Annotated in this window: 19 protein-coding genes and 1 tRNA gene; 13 read left to right on the top strand and 7 right to left on the bottom strand. The window is 57.9% G+C overall.

Going from position 1 to position 23,075, the window contains the following annotated elements; translation table 11 throughout:
• Positions 1–33: 33 nt before the first annotated feature.
• The 3 genes from QDT79_RS06775 to QDT79_RS06765 are packed head-to-tail and all read left to right on the top strand — an operon-like array spanning position 34 to position 2,394.
• Positions 34–789, top strand: coding sequence for a multiubiquitin domain-containing protein (locus QDT79_RS06775; protein WP_308316315.1), 756 nt, complete (start codon positions 34–36; stop codon positions 787–789).
• Positions 764–1,939 carry a ThiF family adenylyltransferase gene (locus QDT79_RS06770; protein WP_261138086.1) on the top strand — a complete coding sequence of 392 codons (1,176 nt, stop codon included), beginning with the start codon at positions 764–766 and terminating at the stop codon, positions 1,937–1,939. The genes QDT79_RS06775 and QDT79_RS06770 overlap by 26 nt, the downstream gene beginning before the upstream one ends.
• Positions 1,936–2,394, top strand: coding sequence for a ubiquitination-like system serine protease family protein (locus tag QDT79_RS06765; protein WP_261138089.1), 459 nt, complete (start codon positions 1,936–1,938; stop codon positions 2,392–2,394). Before QDT79_RS06770 ends, QDT79_RS06765 begins: the two co-directional genes overlap by 4 nt.
• A 504-nt stretch (positions 2,395–2,898) precedes the next feature.
• Here the strand turns inward: QDT79_RS06765 and QDT79_RS06760 are convergent.
• From QDT79_RS06760 to lptF, 5 genes are all read right to left on the bottom strand, one after another.
• Positions 2,899–4,164: a tyrosine-type recombinase/integrase gene (locus QDT79_RS06760; RefSeq protein ID WP_308316314.1), complete on the bottom strand. Its 1,266-nt coding sequence runs from the start codon at positions 4,162–4,164 to the stop codon at positions 2,899–2,901.
• A 198-nt stretch (positions 4,165–4,362) separates the two neighbouring features.
• A tRNA-Leu gene (locus tag QDT79_RS06755) sits at positions 4,363–4,447 on the bottom strand.
• A 1,058-nt stretch (positions 4,448–5,505) separates the two neighbouring features.
• The gene (locus QDT79_RS06750) at positions 5,506–6,222 is read right to left on the bottom strand and encodes a LuxR family transcriptional regulator (RefSeq protein ID WP_107226661.1); all 717 of its coding nucleotides are present in this window, start codon (positions 6,220–6,222) and stop codon (positions 5,506–5,508) included.
• Positions 6,223–6,375: 153 nt separating this feature from the next.
• The gene (gene lptG / locus QDT79_RS06745; RefSeq protein WP_107226660.1) at positions 6,376–7,446 is read right to left on the bottom strand and encodes an LPS export ABC transporter permease LptG; all 1,071 of its coding nucleotides are present in this window, start codon (positions 7,444–7,446) and stop codon (positions 6,376–6,378) included.
• Positions 7,446–8,540 carry an LPS export ABC transporter permease LptF gene (gene lptF, locus QDT79_RS06740; protein ID WP_044029829.1) on the bottom strand — a complete coding sequence of 365 codons (1,095 nt, stop codon included), beginning with the start codon at positions 8,538–8,540 and terminating at the stop codon, positions 7,446–7,448. The genes lptG and lptF overlap by 1 nt, the downstream gene beginning before the upstream one ends.
• A 282-nt stretch (positions 8,541–8,822) precedes the next feature.
• On the opposite strand from lptF, the gene pepA reads away from it, so the two are divergent.
• The 5 genes from pepA (at position 8,823) to QDT79_RS06715 (ending at position 16,294) form a co-directional block, all read left to right on the top strand.
• Positions 8,823–10,334, top strand: a complete 1,512-nt coding sequence (gene pepA / locus QDT79_RS06735; RefSeq protein ID WP_033636874.1) for a leucyl aminopeptidase — start codon at positions 8,823–8,825, stop codon at positions 10,332–10,334.
• An 84-nt stretch (positions 10,335–10,418) separates the two neighbouring features.
• Positions 10,419–10,868: a DNA polymerase III subunit chi gene (locus QDT79_RS06730; protein ID WP_019453292.1), complete on the top strand. Its 450-nt coding sequence runs from the start codon at positions 10,419–10,421 to the stop codon at positions 10,866–10,868.
• 12 nt (positions 10,869–10,880) lie between these two features.
• The gene (locus QDT79_RS06725) at positions 10,881–13,757 is read left to right on the top strand and encodes a valine--tRNA ligase (protein WP_107226659.1); all 2,877 of its coding nucleotides are present in this window, start codon (positions 10,881–10,883) and stop codon (positions 13,755–13,757) included.
• 200 nt (positions 13,758–13,957) lie between these two features.
• Positions 13,958–14,461, top strand: coding sequence for a GNAT family N-acetyltransferase (locus QDT79_RS06720; protein WP_004933360.1), 504 nt, complete (start codon positions 13,958–13,960; stop codon positions 14,459–14,461).
• Positions 14,462–14,686: 225 nt separating this feature from the next.
• Positions 14,687–16,294 carry a GMC family oxidoreductase gene (locus QDT79_RS06715; RefSeq protein WP_308316313.1) on the top strand — a complete coding sequence of 536 codons (1,608 nt, stop codon included), beginning with the start codon at positions 14,687–14,689 and terminating at the stop codon, positions 16,292–16,294.
• Positions 16,295–16,309: 15 nt separating this feature from the next.
• Here QDT79_RS06715 and miaE read toward each other — a convergent pair whose 3' ends face one another.
• Positions 16,310–17,074, bottom strand: coding sequence for a tRNA isopentenyl-2-thiomethyl-A-37 hydroxylase MiaE (miaE, locus tag QDT79_RS06710; RefSeq protein ID WP_063991571.1), 765 nt, complete (start codon positions 17,072–17,074; stop codon positions 16,310–16,312).
• Positions 17,075–17,126: 52 nt separating this feature from the next.
• Entirely contained in the window at positions 17,127–17,552 is a 426-nt protein-coding gene (gene rraB / locus QDT79_RS06705) for a ribonuclease E inhibitor RraB (protein WP_063991572.1), read from the bottom strand.
• Positions 17,553–17,714: 162 nt separating this feature from the next.
• Here rraB and argF point away from each other — a divergent pair, with 162 nt between their 5' ends.
• From argF to ridA, 5 genes are all read left to right on the top strand, one after another.
• On the top strand, positions 17,715–18,734 hold the full coding sequence (gene argF / locus QDT79_RS06700) for an ornithine carbamoyltransferase (RefSeq protein WP_308316312.1): 1,020 nt from the start codon (positions 17,715–17,717) through the stop codon (positions 18,732–18,734).
• A 194-nt stretch (positions 18,735–18,928) separates the two neighbouring features.
• The gene (locus tag QDT79_RS06695; protein WP_308316311.1) at positions 18,929–20,497 is read left to right on the top strand and encodes an ABC transporter substrate-binding protein; all 1,569 of its coding nucleotides are present in this window, start codon (positions 18,929–18,931) and stop codon (positions 20,495–20,497) included.
• A 424-nt stretch (positions 20,498–20,921) separates the two neighbouring features.
• Complete coding sequence (pyrB, locus tag QDT79_RS06690) at positions 20,922–21,857, top strand: aspartate carbamoyltransferase (protein ID WP_049271187.1); 936 nt, start codon at positions 20,922–20,924, stop codon at positions 21,855–21,857.
• A 12-nt stretch (positions 21,858–21,869) separates the two neighbouring features.
• Positions 21,870–22,334 carry an aspartate carbamoyltransferase regulatory subunit gene (gene pyrI, locus QDT79_RS06685; RefSeq protein ID WP_038879023.1) on the top strand — a complete coding sequence of 155 codons (465 nt, stop codon included), beginning with the start codon at positions 21,870–21,872 and terminating at the stop codon, positions 22,332–22,334.
• Positions 22,335–22,491: 157 nt separating this feature from the next.
• On the top strand, positions 22,492–22,878 hold the full coding sequence (gene ridA / locus QDT79_RS06680; RefSeq protein WP_308316310.1) for a 2-iminobutanoate/2-iminopropanoate deaminase: 387 nt from the start codon (positions 22,492–22,494) through the stop codon (positions 22,876–22,878).
• Positions 22,879–23,075 lie beyond the last annotated feature (197 nt).

Genomic DNA, 23,075 nt, shown 5'->3' with positions numbered 1-23,075 from the left:
CATCGTCTGGCCAAACTCAAAAGGTGATGCAAAATGAATACTGAAAATATAAACGATATTGACGATGTAGGAGAAGCGATTCGCGAAGGCCGTGCTCTGCGTTCGGCACGCACCTACCGCATCCTGTTCGCACAGGAAAACCTGGTTTTTCGCGCAATCGAAGTCAATGATCCTGTGCCACTGGGTCGTCAGATACTGATTGCTGCTGGTCTACGTGCAAATGATGATTATAGCCTGTTTGCCATTCTGGAAACGGGGGATTTCGAAGACTTGCGCCTTGATGAAACCTTCGATTTACGCGGTCGTGGCGCAGAGCGCTTTGTGGCCTTCCAGACCGATCGCGATTTCAAACTGACTATTAATGAGAGTCAAGTATCATGGGGCAAGCCCGCAATTACAGGCTCCGCGTTATACGACCTGGCGAAACCCAGTGACGGAGATGCCGTTTTCATGGTTATTCGTGGTGGAAACGATCGTCAGATTGAACCGAACGAGGCCGTAGATCTTACCGCCCCGGGAGTTGAGCACTTCATCACTGCGCCAAAGCGCAAACCGAAGATTGACATCGTAGTCAATGGCCGTGAAGTCCAGGTATGTGATAGTCACCAAACTTTCGAGCAGTTAGTCGCTATCGCTTACCCAGGTGAAGCTCCAGCACCTGAGATTGTGTACTCAATTACATATCGCGGCGTGGCCTCAAAGCCACATAGTGGTGAATTGGCCGCTGGTGGCTTTGTTGAAGTAAAAAATGGGAGCGTAATCAATGTCAGCCGCACCATTCAGTCTTAATAGTGACCTTAAGCGCTTGCGTGAGGAAGGATACTACGTCCAAATCGTGGGTGGCTTCTTGGTAATGCGTGAAGTGCCGTACGTTAACGCGCAGTTGGAAGTTAAGACCGGCACACTCATCTCAAGCCTTTGCATGTCTGGAAACGTTACTCAAAAACCAGAACCGCACACGATTCACTTCGATGGAGACTATCCGTGCACATCCCAGGGTACGCCCATCCAAGCTATTGCACATCAGAGCGTAGCGGTGGATCTGGGGCATGGGTTAAGTGCTCAGCACATGTTCTCCAGTAAACCCGGGCCAGAGGGTTACAGCGATTATCATCAGAAGATGACGACGTACGCGACAATCATTTCTGGCCATGCAGCTATCCTCAGACCTGACGCTACTCCACGTGTGTTTAAAAATCCCGACGAGGAGGATGGCTGTGTATTTAACTATCTGGAAACTGCTTCAGATCGGGTGGGAATAGGGGCGTTGACCGCACGACTTGAAGGTCAACGTATTGCTATCCTTGGTACTGGTGGAACAGGATCCTATGTGCTGGACCAGTTGGCGAAAACACCAGTGAGCGAGATACGTCTCATCGACGGTGATGATTTTCTTCAACACAACGCTTTTCGTGCGCCAGGCGCACCGTCGATAGACACTCTCCGTGAGGTACCAAAGAAGGTGGATTACCTAGCGAGTATCTACAGTAAGATGCATCGCCATATCGTGCCACATGCGGTGCAGATGGACATAGATAACCTCAACCTTCTGGATGGAATCAACTTCGCTTTCCTTTGCATGGACGCTGGCGAGCCGAAGCGCCTGGCTGTGCAGAAGCTAGAGGATATGGGAGTATCCTTCGTAGACGTGGGAATGGGCCTCGAGCTGGTAAACGGCTCGCTTGGTGGCATTCTCCGTGTGACGGCAAGTACCCCAAATAAGCGCGATCACATTCGCAAGCGCGTGTCTTTCGAAGGTGGGGGAGCAGAAAATCTTTACGCGTCAAATATCCAAGTCGCAGAACTAAATATGATGAACGCGGCACTTGCCGTAATTAAATGGAAGAAACTCCTCGGCTTTTATCGTGACTTAGAAAACGAACATCACTGTTCCTATACGACCGACGGAAATATGCTGCTGAATGGTGACTCGCTATGATTCGTCATAACCAGCTTACCCCCAGCTTTGTAAAGGGGGTACCGCGTATACTTGAACCTGGCATTTTGTACGTTTCAATGGAATACGGTACCGTGGTCCACAGTTGCTGTTGTGGCTGTGGCCTTGAAGTAGTGACACCTCTGACTCCAACGGACTGGAGGCTAACCTTTGATGGCGAAGCAATTTCGCTTTGGCCATCGGTCGGCAACTGGAATTTACCCTGTCGATCGCACTATGTGATTCAAGGTAATCGAGTGGTAGAGGCTGGGCCTTGGGACAAAGCTCAGATTGATGCAGAGAAGCGTCGCGACAAAGCAGCGAAGGCGCGCTACTACTCGCAGATTGAATCCTCTGGGGACCTGAAAGAGTTGAAACCGAAGCCTACCAATGGGCCTGCTATGGCGACGGGGAAGAGAGAGACCATTTGGTCCAAGTTACGGCGGTGGTTAGGTTAGGGTCATGGCTTCAAAATTTTTTCATGTTGCTGCGGTTGGCTTAATGGGCGCGGTTCAATTAATGCATTTTTATACGGCAATAACCGTAACCGTCGACCGCATTTAGAACTTAGTGGGCAAAATTCGCCAATTGGTGGTGGGGTTGAATGAGTAAACCTAGGACTATACTCGGCATTAGGTGTTACTAAACCACTATCATGTACGGGCTTTTCACAGGCAATACATCGTAATTCAGGATATTTTTCCCGTGAGATGCCCTCCACCCTCCGCTCAAAATCTTCAAGGTCAGTTTCAACCCAACAATTCCTTACTCTGACTTCTGCTTTATCCATAATGTCTTGTCTTTAATAATGTTGATCTAATCACTTTATGAGCAGTAAACATCACTGAATCAAAATGAAGCCGCAAGCTATTTTTGCTGTAACCCTCCCGCAGTTAATCAAATTGTTAATTACTACACCTCAAGCTTTCCCATCCCACATCCTTGTGATGTTATTCGAAAATCTATTTTCTCAAAGTGCCAACTTTCCCAAAATCGAACGGACTCACCCCCTTCTCCCGATTAGCATCCAGATAATCAGCCCACCATTGCACCATCAGCCTCCGCTCCCCTAAGTGCTCGGCCTTATGAATATAAGCCGCACGCACAGAGTTACGTTCCTGGTGACTCATCTGCCGCTCTACCGCATCCTTCGACCACAATCCCGACTCAATCAATGAACTACAAGCCATTGTTCTAAAACCGTGACCACAAACTTCCACCTTCGTATCGTAGCCCATTACTCGTAGTGATTTATTAACCGTGTTCTCACTCATCGGTTTACGTGGATCATGGTCACCAACGAAAATCAGCTCACGGTTTCCACTCATGCTTTTGATCTTTTCTAGAATGGCGAGAGCTTGCTGCGATAAAGGAACAAGATGAGGAGTACGCATCTTTGATCCTCGATGTGAATGCTTCACACCTTCAAGCGGATCACGCTCCCCCGGAATCGTCCACATAGCAGTTTCAAAATCTACTTCTGACCAGCGTGCGAAACGCAGTTCACTAGATCGTATGAATACTAATAGCGTTAGTTCCACCGCCAGTCGAGTGAGAGGTCTGCCAGTGTAGGTATCAATTCGATGAAGTAGTTCAGGAATGCGATTAAGTTCTAACGCAGCGCGATGCTGTCGCTTAGCTGTAGCAACCGCTCCAGCGATCTCTTGTGCGGGGTTGTAATCGATTAAACCGCTCTGCACGGCAAATCGCATAATTGCTGTTGTTCGTTGTTGTAGACGCGCTGCCACCTCAAGACGTCCAGACATCTCTACGGCTTTAATCGGTGTAAGCAGATCTCGGGTTTTTAACTCTGCGATACTTCGCTTACCAATCGCATCGAACAAATTATCTTCCAGACTTTTAAGAACACGGCCACGATGCGACTCAGACCACTTTTGATTGCTGGCGTGCCAGTCTCTGGCTACCACTTCAAACGTTATCGCCTCTTGCTCCTGCTCTACCTTAACGGCTTTCTTGCTCTCACTGGGATCCATGCCATTAGCTAACTGCTTACGCGCATCGTCACGTCGTGCCCTTGCATCCGCCAGCGACACTTCAGGGTATTTCCCCAATGCCAGCATCTTTTCTTTACCACCGAAGCGATAGCGTAACCGCCAGTATTTCGAGCCGTTAGGGTGAACCAGCAATACCATGCCTTCACCGTCAGTAAGTTTATAGGCTTTTTCTTCAGGCTTAGCCGTACGAACCTTTACATCACTCAGAGCCATGTTGAGTATCCTTTCAAGGGTTCTGTGTGGGTACAAACATTATCGAACCGGGTTATACCCACATTTGTACCCGCATCAGTAAGTTGATGTAGATTGAATCAGGTTGACTTATGTTGACTGAAAAAGCGAGAGGAGCCTTGCGGGGACTGGATTTTAGGCATAAAAAAAGACCTCAGTTGAGGTCTATTTACATACTAATGGTGCCGAAGGCCGGACTCGAACCGGCACGTATCTCTACGGTTGATTTTGAATCAACTGCGTCTACCGATTTCGCCACTTCGGCACTGAAGTAGTATGCGGAAAACGGGTGAATTATACCTTCCCGCGACCAGCACGCAACACTTATCCGTTGTTCAATGAGTTAAGTGTCGAAAAAACCGCCGCAACGCGCGTTTGCCCGCCCCGCCTTCCCGCTGCGCGCCCTTCACAACCCTGTGATGATGAGCATGCTACATCCACAGGCTGTTGCAATGAGCATCCAGGATCAGCGTAATACCGTCCGATTCCAGATTCCAGCATCGTTGCACAAAGCAATGATGGCTCATGTGCCGAGCGCCACTCACTCTCAGTAGCCAGAACCGCTCGCCCAACTGGCGAAACAAGTTCAGGAGTCCGCCACGCCGTTGGCCACACCGGCCTCCCCCATCACCACTGTCTCACCCAGCGTCTATCAAAAACAAAATAATCCCCAGCCGCAATGGCAATGCTGCAAATAATTGCATACTCATGTGTCAGCGAATAAAGAATGAGGTTACGTAACATTCCGTGAACACTATTTTTTCATTGGTTAATATCAGACAGGAAATAAAAGCGTGGAATAACGCCATTAAGAAAGAGACGGTATTTTCGGCTGGATAGGCTTCTAACTAAAATCACCAGAAAATAGCGTACATACGTAACAAAATAGCCACTCAAGGCCTAAAAACCAGCTGAGATCGCTTGCCTCTGCGGAGTTAATAGCTTTAAGATGGTGCAAGAAAATTTTCCCTGGTGTTGGCCAATATTGGCAACCTGGCCCTACGCGGTCAGGTTTTTTTTTGTATTTTTATCAAAATATTACCGGGAAGTGTATCGCCTCAAGGAATGAAAAACTAGTTAGACTAAAGTGCAGTCCCTTACTAGACCTTTATCAGTTCATGCATGTTATTATTTCATATTGCAGAGATCAGGGCAGGCACTCTATATTACGTCCTCAACGTGAACCGACACGCGGCCAAATCAATACCAATTAACGCTCGTCATTTCCCGAATCGAAAGACGCTGTTTGCTAGCCGATATTTTCTACCTTCTCAGACGTCCCCCGGCCGATGAGTTCTGCGCAGCCGTGGGCTAGCGTACCTGTCATTCCACCGGCTTAATCAGCCGAAGCTCCATCCCCAGGCGCACGGCATGTCGGGCATTCGTTACCCCCAGCTTTTTGACGACGTTGGACATATGAAACTTGATGGTGCCGGTCTTTATGCCCAGGATCATCGCCGTTTCCTGGTAGGTTTTACCCACGCTGGCCCAATAGAGAATTTCGTTTTCCCTGTCGGTAAAGCGGGCGTTGCTCTCCAGGGCTGCGGCGTTTTTTTCTGACAGTCGTGACAGCGCCAGATAGGACTCGTGTATCGAGGCCAGCAATACCGAGATTTCACCTTTACGTTCGATAAGCGCCGGGATGGCTTCCGCTCTCTGCTCAAGGTTGAAGGCAAAGGAAAGCGTGACGAGGTTATCGTTATAATCGTGCAGCACGAAGGTATAACCGTGCGTCACACCAAACTCGCGCGCCTGCTCGAACAGTTCGGGAAAGTGCAGCCCCGCGTCGGCCATGATTTGCTCGTCCCAGGCGAACGGAGTCAGGCGGTTGCGGGCGGTAAGCACCACCGGATCAATGTACTGTAACCCCTGTTCTTGATACTTTTTTACCCAGTCACTCGGGTAGTTGGTGACGCCAAAGATGCAGGCAATGTCCTTTTTGGATAACACCACATACGCCCACAGGAGATCGCCCAACTCCCCAAGTGCCGCTTCCAGGCGCTTGCCGATGATATTGCTGAGATTATATTCATCTTCCATTGACTGCCCGCTCCCTCTATCCGCATGCCGCTGGGTTGACTATAGCACGACGAAAAGCGACAGGTCGGGGGACGGTTTTATCGGGAGGCATGTCGCACCCACAAAAAAGGCGCGGCCCCACGGCCACGCCTTTCTTCACTACCGATTGCCCTGCTATTTGCGCTTGAGCAGCATATACACGCTGATCAGCAGGAACAGCATGCTCGGCAGCAGCGCACCCAGCACCGGCGGCATGCTGTATACCATGCTCAGCGGGCCGAAGATCTGATCCAGCACGTAGAACAGGAAGCCGAAGCTAATGCCGGTCACCACGCGGATGCCCATCGGCACGCTGCGCAGCGGGCCGAAGATGAACGACAGCGCCATCAGCATCATCACCGCCACCGACAGCGGCGAGAAGATTTTGCTCCACATGTTGAGCTGGTAACGGTTGGATTCCTGGCCGCTCTGCTTCAGGTACTTCACGTAGTTGTGCAGCCCGCTGATGGAGAGCGAATCCGGATCCAGCGCCACCACGCCCAGCTTGTCCGGGGTCAGGTTGGTTTTCCATTCGCCGGTCAGCGTCTGGGTGCCGGTCACCTGTTTCGGGTTGGTCAGATCCGAGGTGTCCACCTGCGAAAGCTGCCACAGGCCGTTCTCGAAGCTGGCGGTAGCGGCATAGCGCACCGTCTCGAGGCGACGCTGGTCGTTGAAGTGGTAGATGTTCACGCCGGAGAGTTCTTTGTCGCCGGAGACGCGCTCGATGTAGATGAAGTCGTTGCCGTCCTTCGCCCACAGCCCGCTCTTGGTGGAGAGCAGCGAGCCGCCGTACATCTGCTGGGCGCGGTAGTTGCGCGCCATCTGCTCGCCCTGCGGCGCCACCCACTCGCCGATCGCCATGGTCAACAGCACCAGCGGAATGGCGGTTTTCATCACCGAGCCGGCGATCTGCATGCGGGTGAAGCCGGAAGCCTGCATCACCACCAGTTCGCTGCGCGTCGCCAGTTGGCCCAGGCCGAGCAGCGCACCGAGCAGCGCCGCCATCGGGAAGAAGATCTCGATGTCTTTTGGTACGCTCAGCAGGGTGTACATGCCGGCGCTCAGCGCGGTGTATTCGCCCTGGCCGACCTTGCGCAGCTGATCGACGAACTTGATGATGCCGGACAGCGACACCAGCATGAACAGCGTCATGATGATGGTGTTGAAAATCGTTTTACCGATATACCGGTCTAATACGCCAAACATCAGGCCGCTCCTCTCAGGCGTGCGCGCAGCTTGCGCATCGGCACGGTATCCCACAGGTTCAGCGCCAGCGCAATCGCGAAGTAAACGCCGTTAACCAGCCACAGCCACAGCATCGGATCCAGCTTGCCCTTGCCGGCGTTGGAGCGCAGCGAGGTCTGCAGCAGGAAGAAGATCAGATACAGCAGGATGGCCGGCAGCATGCTCAGCACGCGGCCCTGGCGCGGGTTCACCACGCTGAGCGGCACCACCAGCAGCGCCATCAGCGCCACCGACACCACCAGCGTCAGGCGCCAGTGGAACTCCGCGCGCGCGTCCGGATCGTCGGATTCCCACAGCGTCTGCATCGACATCTGTTCGGATTCGGTGTTGTCCGCCGCCACGGTGCGGTGGCCAATCACCGCCTTGTAGTCGGTGAAGTCGGTAATGCGGAAGTCGCGCAGCAGCGCGGTGCCTTCAAAGCGGGTGCCCTTGTCGAGCGTCACCACCTGCGAGCCGTCTTTCTGCTGCACGATGTTGCCGTGCTCGGCCACCACCACCGACGGGCGTTGGTTGCCGTTCGGCCGCAGCTGCGCCAGGAACACGTCGTTGAAGGTGCTGCCCTTCACGTTGCCGATAAACAGCACCGCGTTGCCGTCCTGCGAGGGTTTGAACTGCCCTTCCGCCAGCCCGGCGATGCTCGGGTTGGCCTTGGCTTCGTTCACCACCACGTCCTGATAGCGCGAGGCCCAGGGGCCGGCCCAAAACACGTTCACCGCTGCGACCGCAGAGGTGAGCAGCGCCAGGATCATGGCGGCGATAATCAGGGTGCGTTTGCCCAGCCCGCAGGCGTGCATAACGGTGATTTCGCTCTCGGTATACAACCGCCCAAGCGTCATCAGCAAGCCGAGAAACAGGCTCAAAGGCAGGATGAGCTGCGCCATTTTCGGCACGCCCAACGCGAGCAGGGAGAGTACTAAGTTTGTCGGGATATTGCCGTCCACCGCGTCGCCCAACACCCTGACCAGGTTCTGACAAAAGAAGATCAGAAGCAGGATGAACAGGATGGCGATTTGGCTCTTGAGCGTTTCCCGTACCAGATATCTTATGATGATCACGCTTATTACGCCTGTGAAAACTTGTCTTTTTGCAGGAAAATCGATAATTTCATCGTTAATCCGCCATTTATTCTCATCATATGGCAACCTTCACAGCTAAAATAGTATTACAACATCAAGCCGTTTGGGTGTCCTATAGGAACTTGCTTATAGTCGCCAAAACAGAGCAATTTATGCCGTTCAGGTTAACATAATCCGTTAACTCAAATGGCAGGAGATCGTTACGGAGTCGGTTATTCTAGCCGTAGCGTCCGCCTTTGTCTTTAAGATTCAGGAGAGTGCATGGAGTTCAGTGTAAAAAGCGGTAGCCCGGAAAAACAGCGCAGTGCCTGTATTGTAGTCGGCGTTTTCGAACCGCGCCGCCTGTCCCCTATCGCAGAACAACTCGACAAAATCAGTGATGGTTATATCAGCGCATTGCTGCGCCGTGGCGAACTGGAAGGCAAGGTCGGGCAGACGCTGCTACTGCACCATGTGCCCAACATTCTCTCCGAGCGCATCCTGCTGATCGGCTGCGGCAAAGAGCGCGAGCTCGATGAGCGCCAATACAAGCAGGTGATCCAGAAAACCATCAATACCCTCAACGACACCGGCTCAATGGAAGCGGTCTGCTTCCTGACCGAGCTGCACGTGAAAGGCCGCAATACCTACTGGAAAGTGCGTCAGGCGGTGGAAACCGCCAAAGAGACGCTCTACACCTTCGATCAGCTGAAAAGCAACAAGGTGGAGCCGCGTCGTCCGCTGCGCAAAATGGTGTTCAACGTGCCGACCCGCCGTGAGCTCACCAGCGGCGAGCGCGCTATCCAGCACGGCCTGGCGGTGGCTTCCGGCATCAAGGCGGCCAAAGATCTCGGCAACATGCCGCCGAACATCTGTAACGCCGGCTACCTGGCCTCGCAGGCCCGCCAGCTGGCGGACGCCTTCAGCACCCACATCACCACCCGCGTCATCGGCGAACAGCAGATGAAAGAGCTGGGCATGAACGCCTATCTGGCGGTCGGCGCCGGTTCGCAGAACGAATCATTGATGTCGGTGATGGAATATAAGGGCAACCCAAATCCGGACGCTAAGCCGATCGTGCTGGTAGGCAAAGGGCTGACCTTCGACTCCGGCGGCATCTCGATCAAACCGGCCGACGGCATGGACGAGATGAAATACGACATGTGCGGCGCGGCGACCGTGTACGGCGTGATGCGCGTGGTGGCGGAGCTGAACCTACCGCTGAACGTGATCGGCGTGCTGGCCGGCTGTGAAAACATGCCGGGCGGCCGTGCGTATCGTCCGGGCGACGTGCTGACCACCATGTCCGGCCAGACCGTCGAGGTGCTGAACACCGACGCCGAAGGCCGCCTGGTGCTGTGCGACACCCTGACCTACGTCGAGCGCTTCGAACCGGAGCTGGTGATCGACATCGCCACCCTGACCGGCGCCTGCGTGATCGCCTTGGGCCATCACATCACCGGCCTGATGTCGAACCACAATCCGCTGGCGCACGAGCTGCTGGGCGCTTCCGAGCAGGCCGGCGACCGCGCCTGGCGCCTGCCGATGGCCGACGAGTACTACGAGCAGCTGGACTCCAACTTCGCCGACATGGCGAACATCGGTGGCCGCCCTGGCGGTGCCATCACCGCCGCCTGCTTCCTGTCGCGCTTCACCCGCAAGTACACCTGGGCGCACCTGGATATCGCCGGCACCGCCTGGCGTTCCGGTAAAGCCAAGGGCGCGACCGGCCGCCCGGTGGCGCTGCTGTCTCAGTTCTTGCTCAACCGTGCAGGCCTGAACGGCGACGATTAAATCTGAGCGGTAATTCAGGTATAATCCCAAGGGGCACAGCATGCTGTGCCCCTACATTTTTTTATCGGCAGCGGTGGATCTTTAATGAAACAGGCGACGTTTTATTTGCTCGACAACGCGGAACCGTCAGGCGCGCTCAGCGCCCATGAGGCCGTGGCCTGCGCCGTTGCCGCCGAACGCTGGCGCGCCGGCAAGCGGGTGCTGATCGCCTGCGAGAGCCAGGAGCAGGCCCAGCGGCTGGACGAAGCGCTGTGGCAGCGCGAGCCGCATGAATTCGTGCCGCACAACCTGGCCGGCGAAGGGCCGCACTATGGCGCGCCGGTGGAACTGTGCTGGCCCGGCAAGCGCGGCAACGCCCCGCGCGATCTGCTGATCGCCCTGCTGCCGCAGTTTGCCGATTTTGCTACCGCTTTCCATGAAGTGGTAGACTTCGTTCCTTACGAAGACACTCTGAAACAGTTGGCGCGCGACCGTTACAAGGCCTATCGCAGCGTCGGCTTCCATTTGACCACGGCTACGCCGCCAACTCACTGAATACGATAAAGAATGGAAAAGACAAACAGTCAGCTCGACACCGCATACGACCCAAAACAGATCGAACAGAAGCTGTACGATCACTGGGAGAATCAGGGTTACTTCAAGCCGAACGGCGACACCAGCCAGGAAAGCTTCTGCATCATGATCCCGCCGCCAAACGTCACCGGCAGCCTGCACATGGGCCACGCGTTCCAGCAGACCATCATGGACACCATGATCCGCTATCAGCGCATGCAGGGTAAAAACACCCTGTGGCAGGCGGGCACCGACCACGCCGGCATCGCCACCCAGATGGTGGTGGAGCGCAAGATCGCCGCGGAAGAAGGCAAAACCCGCCACGACTACGGCCGTGACGCGTTCATCGACAAAATCTGGCAGTGGAAGGCGGAATCCGGCGGCACCATCACCCGCCAGATGCGCCGTCTGGGCAACTCCGTGGACTGGGAGCGCGAGCGCTTCACCATGGACGAAGGCCTGTCGAACGCGGTGCGCGAAGTGTTTGTCCGTCTGCACAAAGAAGACCTGATCTACCGCGGCAAGCGCCTGGTGAACTGGGATCCGAAGCTGCGCACCGCCATCTCCGATCTGGAAGTGGAAAACCGCGAGTCCAAAGGTTCCATGTGGCACCTGCGCTACCCGCTGGCCGACGGCGCGAAAACCGCCGAGGGCAAAGACTACCTGGTGGTCGCCACCACCCGTCCGGAAACCGTGCTGGGCGATACCGGCGTGGCGGTCAACCCGGAAGATCCGCGCTATAAAGACCTGATCGGCAAAGAGATCATTCTGCCGCTGGTCGGCCGCCGCATCCGCATCGTCGGCGACGAACACGCCGATATGGAAAAAGGCACCGGCTGCGTGAAGATCACCCCGGCGCACGATTTCAACGACTACGAAGTCGGCAAACGCCACGGCCTGCCGATGATCAACATTCTGACCTTCGACGGCGACATACGCCAGGAAGCGGAAGTGTTCAACACCCTGGGCGAAGTCTGCACCGACTACTGCAACGAGATCCCGGCCGAGTTCCGTGGCCTGGAGCGCTTCGCGGCGCGTAAAGCAGTGGTTGCCGCCTTCGAAAATCTGGGCCTGCTGGACGAGGTTAAACCGCACGACCTGACGGTGCCTTACGGCGACCGCGGCGGCGTGGTGATCGAGCCGATGCTGACCGACCAATGGTATGTGCGCACCGCGCCGCTGGCCAAAGTGGCGGTGGAAGCGGTCGAACAGGGCCAAATCGAGTTCGTGCCGAAGCAGTACGAAAACATGTACTTCAGCTGGATGCGCGACATTCAGGACTGGTGCATCTCGCGCCAGCTGTGGTGGGGCCACCGCATCCCGGCCTGGTATGACGTGAACGGCAAAGTCTACGTGGGCCGCAGCGAAGAAGAAGTGCGCAGCGAGAACAACCTGGGCGCCGACGTGGTGCTGACCCAGGACGAAGACGTGCTGGACACCTGGTTCTCATCCGGCCTGTGGACCTTCTCTACCCTGGGATGGCCGGAGCAGACCGACGCGCTGAAAACCTTCCACCCGACCAGCGTGATGGTCAGCGGCTTCGACATCATCTTCTTCTGGATCGCGCGCATGATCATGCTGACCATGCACTTCATCAAGGATGAAAACGGCAAGCCGCAGGTGCCGTTCAAGACCGTCTACATGACCGGCCTGATCCGCGACGACGAAGGCCAGAAGATGTCCAAGTCGAAAGGCAACGTGATCGATCCGCTGGACATGGTCGACGGCATCTCGCTGGAAGACCTGCTGGAAAAACGCACCGGCAACATGATGCAGCCGCAGCTGGCGGAGAAAATCCGCAAGCGCACCGAGAAGCAGTTCCCGAACGGTATCGAGCCGCACGGCACCGACGCCCTGCGCTTCACCCTGGCGGCGCTGGCCTCGACCGGCCGCGACATCAACTGGGACATGAAGCGCCTGGAAGGCTACCGCAACTTCTGTAACAAGCTGTGGAACGCCAGCCGCTTCGTGCTGATGAACACCGAAGCGCACGACTGCGGCTTCAACGGCGGCGAGAAAGTGCTATCGCTGGCGGATCGCTGGATCCTGGCCGAATTCAACCGCACGGTGAAAGCCTACCGCGAAGCGCTGGACACTTACCGCTTCGATCTGGCGGCCAACATCCTGTACGAATTCACCTGGAACCAGTTCTGCGACTGGTATCTGGAGCTGACCAAGCCGGTGGTGAGCAACGGCAGCGAAGCGGAACAGCGCGGCACCCGCCACACGCTGATCACCGTGCTGGAAGCGCTGCTGCGCCTGGCGCACCCGATCATTCCGTTCATCACCGAGACCATCTGGCAGCGCGTGAAGCCGCTGACCGGCACGACCGCAGACACCATCATGCTGCAGCCGTTCCCGGCCTATGACGCCGCGCTGGAAGACGAGCAGGCGCTGAACGATCTGGAGTGGATCAAGCAAACCATCATCGCCGTGCGCAACATCCGCGCCGAGATGAACATCGCGCCTAGCAAAGCGCTCGACGTGCTGCTGCGCAACTGCAGCGCCGACGCCCAGCGCCGCGTGCAGGAGAACCAAAGCTTTATCGCCCGTCTGGCGCGCCTGGAATCCATCGCGCTGCTGCCGGCCGGTGAGAAAGGCCCGGTCTCCGTCACCAAGCTGGTGGACGGCGCCGAGCTGCTGATCCCGATGGCCGGTTTCATCGACAAGGACGCCGAGATCGCGCGCCTGGCGAAAGAGATGGGCAAACTGGATGCGGAAATCGCCTCGATCGAAGGCAAGCTGGCGAACGAAGGCTTCGTGGCGCGCGCGCCGGAAGCGGTGGTCGCCAAAGAGCGCGATCGTCTGGCGGCCTGCAAAGAAGGCAAAGTGAAGCTGCAGGAACAGCAGGCGACCATTGCCGCGCTGTAATCCACCGGCTCATGCCAACGCCTGAAAAACAGCGGGGTCTTCCCCGCTGTTTTTTTATCGCCGTTGCATCCGGGCCGGGTTAGATGTTATTACAAGATATTACTGCTGCAGGGACGCCGCCGGGAAATAACCCCCGGCGCGTTTCGTGCTGCGATAAAAATGAAAAACGAACGTGGTCTCTTTCAATGGCGAGTGTAAACATGACAACAGCAACCCCGGCGCGCCTGCTGGTGCGCCCCATCACGGCGGAAGATAATCCCGCCATTGCTCACGTCATTCGCGAAGTCTCCGCCGAGCACGGCCTGACGGCGGATAAAGGCTATACCGTCTCCGATCCCAATCTGGACGCCCTGTATCAGCTCTACAGCCTGCCGCGCAGCGCTTACTGGGTGATCGAGGTGGACGGCCAGGTCGCCGGTGGCGGTGGCATCGCGCCGCTGCAGGGCGGCGCAGACGATATTTGCGAATTGCAGAAGATGTATTTCCTGCCGGTGTTGCGCGGCAAGGGATTGGCGAAACGCCTGGCGCTGCAGGCGCTGGATTTCGCCCGCCAGCACGGCTTCCGCTGTTGTTACCTCGAGACCACCGCCAGCCTGACGCAGGCCGTTGCGCTGTACGAACACCTGGGCTTCGAACACATCGACCACGCGATGGGCGCCACCGGCCACGTCGATTGCGAAGTCACCATGCTGAAAACGCTGTAATCGCCCCCGCCTGCACATCAGGGCGCAGCTTGCTGCGCCTTTTTATTAATATCGCAATCAATCAGTAAAACTCACTATAACGCCGTTTTTCAAGCAGATAAACTGACGTTAAAAACCACTACGTAAATTTAATGTGAAGTTCGTTAATAAATTAACGATCGTAAATTGACCGCTTTTCCCCCCGCGTTACTCTGCCAGTATCCCAATCGCGCACGGAGAGCTGTCATGTCGGAAAATACCTTTGATTACATCATCGTCGGCGCCGGTTCCGCCGGCTGCGTGCTGGCGGCTCAGCTGATCCGCCGCACCCAGGCGCGGGTGCTGCTGATGGAAGCCGGCGGCGACGACAATAACCTGTTCATCAAGATGCCGGCCGGCGTGGCCAAGATCATCGCTAAAAAGAGCTGGCCCTACGAGACGGAACCGGAACCGCACGCCAATAACCGCCGCATGCAGATCGCGCAGGGCAAGGTGCTGGGCGGCAGCAGTTCGGTCAACGGCATGATCTACCTGCGCGGCCAGCCGCAGGACTACGACGACTGGGCCGACCGCTACGGCTGCACCGGCTGGAGCTACCGCGAGGTGCTGCCCTATTTTAAACGCGCCGAGGCCAACGAAAGCCTGTCGGACGACTACCACGGCGCCGACGGGCTGCTGCCGGTCAGCGAAAACCGCTACCGTCACCCGCTCAGCATGGCGTTTATCCGCGCCGGCCAGGAGCTGAACCTGCCCTACCGCAACGACTTCAACGGCGACAGCCAGCACGGCGTCGGCTTCTACCAAACCACCACCCACAACGGCGAACGCGCCAGCACCGCCCGCACCTACCTGAAGGCGGTGCGCGACGAACGGCGGCTGGTGGTGAAACTGAACGCGCTGGCGCACCGGCTGACCTTCGAGGGCAACGTCGCCACCGGCGTGGTCTACAGCCAGAACGGCGGCGCAGAAGTCACCGCGCACGCCACCAAAGAGGTGATCGTCAGCGCTGGCGCGGTCGGTTCGCCGAAGCTGCTGATGCTCTCCGGCATCGGCCCGCGCGACCACCTGCAGCAGTTGGGCATCGAGGTGCGGGCGGATCTGCCGGTGGGCAAAAACTTCCACGACCACCTGCACATGTCGATCAACGTCAGCACCCGCGAACCGATCAGCCTGTTCGGCGCCGATCGCGGCCTGCAGGCGCTGAGCCACGGTGCGCAGTGGCTGGCGTTTCGCAGCGGCGTGCTCTCGTCCAACGTGCTGGAAGGCGCCGCCTTCACCGACAGCCAGGGCGACGGCCGGCCGGATGTGCAGATCCACTTCCTGCCGCTGCTGGACAGCTGGGACGACGTGCCCGGCGAGCCGCTGCCGAACATTCACGGCTTTACGCTCAAGGTCGGCTACCTGCAGCCGAAGGCGCGCGGCGAAGTGCTGCTGCGCAGCAGCAACCCGCACGATCCGGTCAAGCTGCACGCCAACTACCTTGGCCACCCGGACGATCTGGCCGGCAGCGTGCGCGCGGTGAAGTTCGGCCTGGGCTTCCTGCAAACCGCGGCGCTGAAGCCGCTGATCAAAGATCTGCTGATGCCGCAGCCGGAGTGGACGCGCGATGAGGCGCAGCTGGAAGCCTTCGTGCGCAACTTCTGCAAGACGGTGTATCACCCGGTGGGCAGCTGCCGCATGGGGCTGTCGCCGCAGGACGCGGTGACCGATCCGCAGCTGCGGGTGCACGGTTTTGAACAGCTGCGGGTGATCGACTGCTCGGTGATGCCGCAGCTCACCAGCGGCAACACCAATGCGCCGACCATCATGCTGGCAGAAAAGGCGGTGGATCTGTTGCTGGGCGCGCCGCAGTAGGGGCGCCCTTCAACGTCAGGCGGCGGCGGGCACGCCGCTGTGGAAACGCAGTTCGCTGTCCGGCGACAGGATCAGTTCAGCCTCAAGGCGGCCGAAATGCGCCACCCGTTCGCTGATGTCGCCGCCGGCGATCTGCTCGGCCAGCGTCAGGTAGTCCTGATAGTGCCGCGCTTCGGATCGCAGCAGCGAGACGTAAAAGCGGTTCAGCTCGTCGTCCAGATGCGGTGCCAGCTTGGCGAAGCGTTCACAGGATCGCGCTTCGATGTAGGCGCCGCAGATCAGTTTGTCGATCAGCGTCGCCGGATCGTGAGTGCGGATCTCGCGGATCATGCCCTTGGCGTAGCGGCTGGCGGTGATCTTGCGATACGGGATCCCGCGCGCCTGCATGATCTCCAGCACCTGCGAGAAGTGATGCAGCTCTTCCTTGATCAACAGCACCATGCGATCCGCCAGATCCTGGCCGTAGGCCGAGCCGTTTTTCGGCAGGATCTTGCGGGTGAACTGGCCCTGGCGGAACAACGTGTCCGGCGCGCTCTGCGCCTCGTGCAGAAACGCCTCGTAGGGCCGCAGCAGCGCCAACAGCGCGTCGCCGCTCTCTTTGTCCGCCACGTAGCGGCGGATCAGCCACATGCCGGTCTGCGCGGCTTTCAGCTCGCACACCAGGTGGTCGGTCAGCAACAGCTGCAGGTTTTCCGGACGGCGCGCGGCGTCGATCCAGGCGTCGGGCGTTTCACAGTGCAGGAAGCTTAAAATCGGGGCTAACAGGGATTGGTATGTCATGGCGTTTATCAGGGGCCGGCGAGAACCGGCCCATGTGAATAAGCGGGGTTAATCAGTGGCGTTTGCCGTCGTCGTCTTCGTCGATGTAGTCGCCGTCTTCGTCTTCCTCACCGTCTTCACCGTTCGGATCTTCGAAGTAGGTGCCCCAGCCGTCATAGTTGACGCCGCAGCGTTCCGCCAGCGCCACCAGCTGCTCGACCTGAGCGTCGATCAGCTCGGCGTTCAGGCCGACTTCGCTGATCACGTCGCAGCACATCACCATCGAACCGTCTTCCACTTCCAGCTCCTCGGCGTCGGTCACTTCGTAGCCCAGCTTGAAGGCTTCAACGGCGGCCTGCTCCAGAACCTCAAATTTCTCGGCGGACAGATGGTGCTCGATGGTGTAGAGCGCGTCCGGATCGCTGCCGTCTTCCAGCAGTTCTTCGATGATCAGGCGGGTCTCTTCACGTTGTTCTTCCAGCAATTCGCGGTTTGCCATGCCTATATCCTCAAGTCAAATGGCCTTCATTCCTTCTATTTTCACACACCGCCGACATTGCTTCCACGATAAACGTGAAAGATTTCCTCGCTGGGGTTGAAATTGAATATTCATACATATAAAGTGAATTTTAATTCAATTAAGCAATCAGGGAATCGGACTATGAGCACCGGCAATGCGTTCTACCAACGTCACTTTCTGAGGTTAATGGATTTCACCCCCGCCGAGCTGCAGGCGCTGCTGCGGCTTTCGGCCGATCTGAAGCAGGCCAAGAAGCAGGGGCAGGAACAGCGCCGGCTGCAGGGCAAAAACATTGCGCTCATCTTCGAAAAAGACTCGACCCGCACGCGATGCTCTTTCGAAGTTGCCGCATTCGATCAGGGTGCGCAGGTCACTTACCTCGGCCCAAGCGGCAGCCAGATCGGCCATAAAGAGTCGATGAAAGACACCGCCCGGGTGCTGGGCCGCCTGTACGACGGTATTCAGTACCGCGGCTACGGCCAGGCGCTGGTGGAAACCCTGGCGGAACACGCCGGCGTGCCGGTATGGAACGGCCTGACCGACGAGTTTCACCCTACCCAATTACTGGCGGATCTGCTCACCGTGCAGGAGCACCTGCCGGGCAAGGCGCTGAGTGAAGTGAAGCTGGCGTACGTCGGCGACGCGCGCAACAACATGGGCAACACGCTGCTGGAAGCCGCCGCGCTGGCGGGTATGGATCTGCGGCTGGTGGCGCCGAAGGCCTGCTGGCCACAGCCGGAGCTGGTGGCCGAGTGCCAGGCGCTGGCGCAACAAACCGGCGCGAAACTCACCCTGACCGAAGACATCGCCGAAGGGGTGCAAGACGCCGACTTCCTCTACACCGACGTCTGGGTTTCGATGGGTGAACCGAAAGAGACCTGGCAGGAGCGTATCGCGCTGCTGCGGCCGTATCAGGTCAACATGGCGATGCTGAAGCTGAGCGGCAACCCGAACGTGAAGTTCCTGCACTGCCTGCCGGCGTTCCACGACGATCAAACCACGCTCGGCAAGCAGATGGCGCAACAGTACGATCTGCACGGCGGCATGGAAGTGACCGACGAAGTATTCGAATCGGCGCACAGCGTGGTGTTCGATCAGGCGGAAAACCGGCTGCACACCATCAAGGCGGTGCTGGTCGCCACGCTGAGCGAAACCCTCTGATTGTCCCCCCTCCGCCCTGGCGCCCCCGGCCAGGGCGGCTAATATATTCCTGGAATATCAAATAGCGGATTGACCTTTGCCCGCCGCCGGCAAAGGTTCTACCGTGACAGGCCGACGGCGCCCGCGCCGTAAAAACCAACGATAACAAACCGTTCTCAGCGCCGCCTTGCGGCGCCTTCAGGGGATACACATCGATGAAAACCAAACTCTTGCCGCTGTTCCTGCTCGCTGCCCTGCCCGCCGCCGCGTTAGCCGCCACGCCGCCGAATACGCTGGTGGTGGTGCAATCGCTGGATGACATCGTCAGCCTCGATCCGGCAGAAGCCAACGAACTCTCCAGCATCCAGACGGTGCCCAGCCTGTACCAGCGATTGGTGCAGGCGGATCGCGACGATCCGGCCAAGGTGGCGCCGGTGCTGGCGGAAAGCTGGCAGAGCGATACGGCGGCCAAAACGCTGACGGTGAAACTGCGGCCGCAGGCGACGTTTGCCTCCGGCAACCCGCTGACCGCCGACGACGTGATCTTTTCCTACAGCCGCGCGGTCAAAATGAACAAATCGCCGGCGTTCATCCTCAACGTGCTCGGCTGGCAGCCGGACAACATCGACGCGCAGCTGAAGAAGATCGACGAACATACGGTGCAGCTGCGCTGGACGGCGGACGTCAGCCCGGCGGTAGCGTTGAATATCCTCTCGACGCCGATCGCCTCGATCGTCGACAGCAAAGCGGCGCTGGCCAACGTCAAAGACGGCGACTTCGGCAACGCCTGGCTGAAAATGCACTCCGCCGGCAGCGGCCCGTTCAAAATGCGCGTCTATCAGCCGCATCAGGCGATCGTGCTGGACGCCAACCCCACCACGCCGGGCGACAAGCCGCAGCTGAAAAACATCATCATTAAAAACGTGCCGGATCCGGCCACCCGCCGCCTGCTGATCCAGCAGGGCGACGCCGATATCGCCCGCGAACTGGGCGCCGATCAGACCGACACGCTGAAAAACCAGCCGGGCGTCAAGGTGCTGGAGATCCCGTCCGCCGAGCAAAACTACCTGGTGTTCAACACCGGCAACGGCGCCAATCCGCTGCTGAATAACCCGGCCTTCTGGGAAGCGGCGCGCTACCTGGTGGATTATCAGGGCATCACGAAGGATCTGCTGAAGGGCCAATACTTCGTGCACCAGAGCTTCCTGCCGGTCGGGCTGCCGGGCGCGCTGGAGACCAATCCGTTCCGCTACGATCCGGCCAAGGCGAAAGCCATCTTGGCCAAGGCGGGCATCACCCACGCCGCCTTTACGCTGGACGTGGAGAACAAGCCGCCGTTCATCACCATCGCGCAGGCGCTGCAGGGCAGCTTCGCCGCCGCCGGCGTGAAGGTCGAGCTGCTGCCGGCCGCGGGCAGCCAGGTTTACTCCCGCGTGCGCGCCAGGCAGCATCAGGCGGCGATCCGCCTGTGGATCCCGGATTACTTCGACGCCCACTCCAACGCCAGCGCCTTCGCCTACAACGACGGCAAAAGCAGCACGGTGGCCGGGCTGAACGGCTGGCAGATCCCGCAGTTGAACCAGCAGACGCTGGCGGCGCTGGCCGAAGCCGATCCGGCCAAGCGCCGCGCGCTGTACACCGCCATGCAGCAGGAACTGCAGCGCAGTTCGCCGTACGTGTTTATCGATCAGGCCAAAACCGAAGTGGTGCTGCGCGACAATGTCAAAGGCTACCAACAGGGGCTGAACGCCGACATGGTCTACTACGATCGCGTCAGCAAATAGCCGGCGGGCGGCCATCGCCGGCCAATCGATTGCGGGGCGGCAAAAAACGGCGTTTTAACGCTTGCAGTGGCGAAAAGCGCGAGTATAATGCGCCACAATTTGCCAGGAGAAAGCATGAAAAACGACGTTTGTTTTGTTAGCCGCAATCGACAAAACCGACTGCCTATCGGCGGCCAGCTGCCGTTGTTTCTCCTGTTGCTAAACCGATCGTTTCAAGCCCCTCATTGAGGGGCTTTTTTTTGCCTTAAAAAATTATGCCCGAAAGATTTCGGGGCGCAGCCAGGCGGCAACCGCTGGAGTCCCCAGGAGCTTAGACCACTAAGTGATTGGGGTGACGGCGGGCAGCCAACGCCGCTGCGGCTTGAAAGATAAAGGGCATACCCAAAGTCCCGCGCCACGGGCACGCGTCGAGGAGGAGTGAAAAATGGCCAACCCGCTGTATCACAAACACATCATCTCTATTAACGATCTCAGCCGCGAGGATCTGGAGCTGGTGCTGCGCACCGCCGCCGGTCTGAAAGCCAACCCGCAGCCGGAACTGTTGAAACACAAGGTGATCGCCAGCTGCTTCTTCGAAGCCTCGACCCGTACCCGCCTGTCGTTCGAAACCTCGATGCACCGCCTCGGCGCCTCGGTGGTCGGTTTCGCCGACGGCAGCAACACCTCGCTCGGCAAGAAAGGCGAAACCCTGGCCGACACCATCTCGGTGATCAGCACTTACGTGGACGCCATCGTGATGCGTCATCCGCAGGAAGGCGCGGCGCGCATGGCCTCGGAGTTCTCCGGCAACGTGCCGGTGCTTAACGCCGGCGACGGCGCCAACCAGCACCCGACCCAGACCCTGCTGGATCTGTTCACCATCCAGGAAACCCAGGGGCGCCTGAGCAATCTCAGCATCGCCATGGTCGGCGACCTGAAGTACGGCCGCACCGTGCACTCGCTCACCCAGGCGCTGGCCAAGTTCGAAGGCAACCGCTTCTACTTCATCGCCCCGGACGCGCTGGCGATGCCGGCCTACATCCTGAAAATGCTGGAAGAGAAAGGCATCGAGTACAGCCTGCACAGCAGCATTGAAGAAGTGGTGCCGGAGCTGGATATTCTCTACATGACCCGGGTACAGAAAGAACGCCTCGATCCTTCCGAGTACGCCAACGTGAAGGCGCAGTTCGTCCTGCGCGCTGCGGATCTGGCCGGCGCGCGCGCCAACCTCAAGGTGCTGCACCCGCTGCCGCGTATCGACGAGATCGCCACCGACGTGGATAAAACGCCGTACGCTTACTACTTCCAGCAGGCGGGCAACGGCATCTTCGCCCGCCAGGCGCTGCTGGCGCTGGTACTCAACGCCGATTTGGCTCTTTAAGGGGGAACCGCCATGACTCACGACAACAAACTGCAGGTCGAAGCGATCAAATGCGGCACGGTGATCGACCACATTCCGGCGCAGATCGGTTTTAAACTGCTGACGCTGTTCAAGCTGACCGCCACCGACCAACGCATCACCATCGGCCTGAACCTGCCCTCCAACGAGCTGGGCCGCAAGGATCTGATCAAGATCGAGAACACGTTTCTGACCGAGCAGCAGGCCAACCAGCTGGCGATGTACGCGCCGAAGGCCACGGTGAACCGCATCGACAACTATGAAGTGGTGCGCAAGCTGACCCTCAGCCTGCCGGATCACATCGACGGCGTGTTGACCTGCCCGAACAGCAACTGCATCAGCCGCAGCGAGCCGGTGGCGTCGAGCTTCAGCGTGAAGCCGCGCGACGGCGAAGTGCACCTGAAGTGCCGCTACTGCGAAAAAGAGTTCGAGCATCAGGTGGTGTTGCAGGCCGACTGAATTCTGCCCTTTTAACGGGAGCGGCGCTGTTAATCTGCGCGTCACTCCCTATAATAGGTGCCTGAAAATAACTCTACCCACGTTGCTACCCACCGAATTTCAAGCTGCGGCCGACCGCGCGGCGGCGTGAAAGACAACGGGTCTATCAGGAGAAAACATGTCACGTAACATCAGCACTGAACTCGCCCCGGCAGCCATTGGTCCTTACGTGCAGGGCGTTGATTTGGGCAGCATGATCATCACTTCCGGCCAGATCCCGGTCGATCCGAAAACCGGCGCCGTTGCCGACGACGTCGCCGCTCAAGCGCGCCAGTCGCTGGACAACGTCAAAGCGATCGTCGAAGCCGCCGGCCTGATCGTTGCCGACATCGTGAAAACCACCGTGTTCGTGAAAGACCTGAATGACTTCGCCACCGTCAACGCCGCGTACGAAGCCTTCTTCACCGAGCACAGCGCGCCGTTCCCGGCCCGCTCTTGCGTAGAAGTGGCGCGTCTGCCGAAAGACGTGAAGATCGAAATCGAAGCCATCGCCGTGCGTCGTTAATCGGCACGCTTGCGAATGACGGTCAGCTTCGGCTGGCCGTTTTTATTGATAAGAATTTTATTAATCCAATTAATTTATAGCGATAGCGCAATATTGTTCACATTTACAATTCCACAATAAAAATACGCCTATAATTGTTTTTCACCCGGCCGGGTCATTGCTGTTTCATTTCGTTCACCCCGTGAATAATGACAGGA

This window comes from Serratia marcescens (assembly GCF_029846115.1).
GTDB lineage: Bacteria > Pseudomonadota > Gammaproteobacteria > Enterobacterales > Enterobacteriaceae > Serratia > Serratia marcescens_L.
The sequence above is the reverse complement of the archived record's forward strand: the minus strand, read 5'-3'. Positions and strand labels throughout refer to the sequence as shown.

Excerpts from the sequence above, each read along its gene's own strand:
- rraB (WP_063991572.1), bottom strand. The coding sequence starts at position 17,552 with ATGGCAAACCGCGAATTGCTGGAAGAACAACGTGAAGAGACCCGCCTG.
- ridA (WP_308316310.1), top strand. The coding sequence starts at position 22,492 with ATGTCACGTAACATCAGCACTGAACTCGCCCCGGCAGCCATTGGTCCT.
- pyrB (WP_049271187.1), top strand. The coding sequence starts at position 20,922 with ATGGCCAACCCGCTGTATCACAAACACATCATCTCTATTAACGATCTC.
- QDT79_RS06775 (WP_308316315.1), top strand. The coding sequence starts at position 34 with ATGAATACTGAAAATATAAACGATATTGACGATGTAGGAGAAGCGATT.
- QDT79_RS06725 (WP_107226659.1), top strand. The coding sequence starts at position 10,881 with ATGGAAAAGACAAACAGTCAGCTCGACACCGCATACGACCCAAAACAG.
- QDT79_RS06760 (WP_308316314.1), bottom strand. The coding sequence starts at position 4,164 with ATGGCTCTGAGTGATGTAAAGGTTCGTACGGCTAAGCCTGAAGAAAAA.
- lptG (WP_107226660.1), bottom strand. The coding sequence starts at position 7,446 with ATGTTTGGCGTATTAGACCGGTATATCGGTAAAACGATTTTCAACACC.
- QDT79_RS06720 (WP_004933360.1), top strand. The coding sequence starts at position 13,958 with ATGACAACAGCAACCCCGGCGCGCCTGCTGGTGCGCCCCATCACGGCG.
- QDT79_RS06750 (WP_107226661.1), bottom strand. The coding sequence starts at position 6,222 with ATGGAAGATGAATATAATCTCAGCAATATCATCGGCAAGCGCCTGGAA.
- QDT79_RS06715 (WP_308316313.1), top strand. The coding sequence starts at position 14,687 with ATGTCGGAAAATACCTTTGATTACATCATCGTCGGCGCCGGTTCCGCC.
- QDT79_RS06765 (WP_261138089.1), top strand. The coding sequence starts at position 1,936 with ATGATTCGTCATAACCAGCTTACCCCCAGCTTTGTAAAGGGGGTACCG.
- QDT79_RS06770 (WP_261138086.1), top strand. The coding sequence starts at position 764 with ATGTCAGCCGCACCATTCAGTCTTAATAGTGACCTTAAGCGCTTGCGT.
- argF (WP_308316312.1), top strand. The coding sequence starts at position 17,715 with ATGAGCACCGGCAATGCGTTCTACCAACGTCACTTTCTGAGGTTAATG.
- QDT79_RS06695 (WP_308316311.1), top strand. The coding sequence starts at position 18,929 with ATGAAAACCAAACTCTTGCCGCTGTTCCTGCTCGCTGCCCTGCCCGCC.
- miaE (WP_063991571.1), bottom strand. The coding sequence starts at position 17,074 with ATGACATACCAATCCCTGTTAGCCCCGATTTTAAGCTTCCTGCACTGT.
- QDT79_RS06730 (WP_019453292.1), top strand. The coding sequence starts at position 10,419 with ATGAAACAGGCGACGTTTTATTTGCTCGACAACGCGGAACCGTCAGGC.
- pepA (WP_033636874.1), top strand. The coding sequence starts at position 8,823 with ATGGAGTTCAGTGTAAAAAGCGGTAGCCCGGAAAAACAGCGCAGTGCC.
- pyrI (WP_038879023.1), top strand. The coding sequence starts at position 21,870 with ATGACTCACGACAACAAACTGCAGGTCGAAGCGATCAAATGCGGCACG.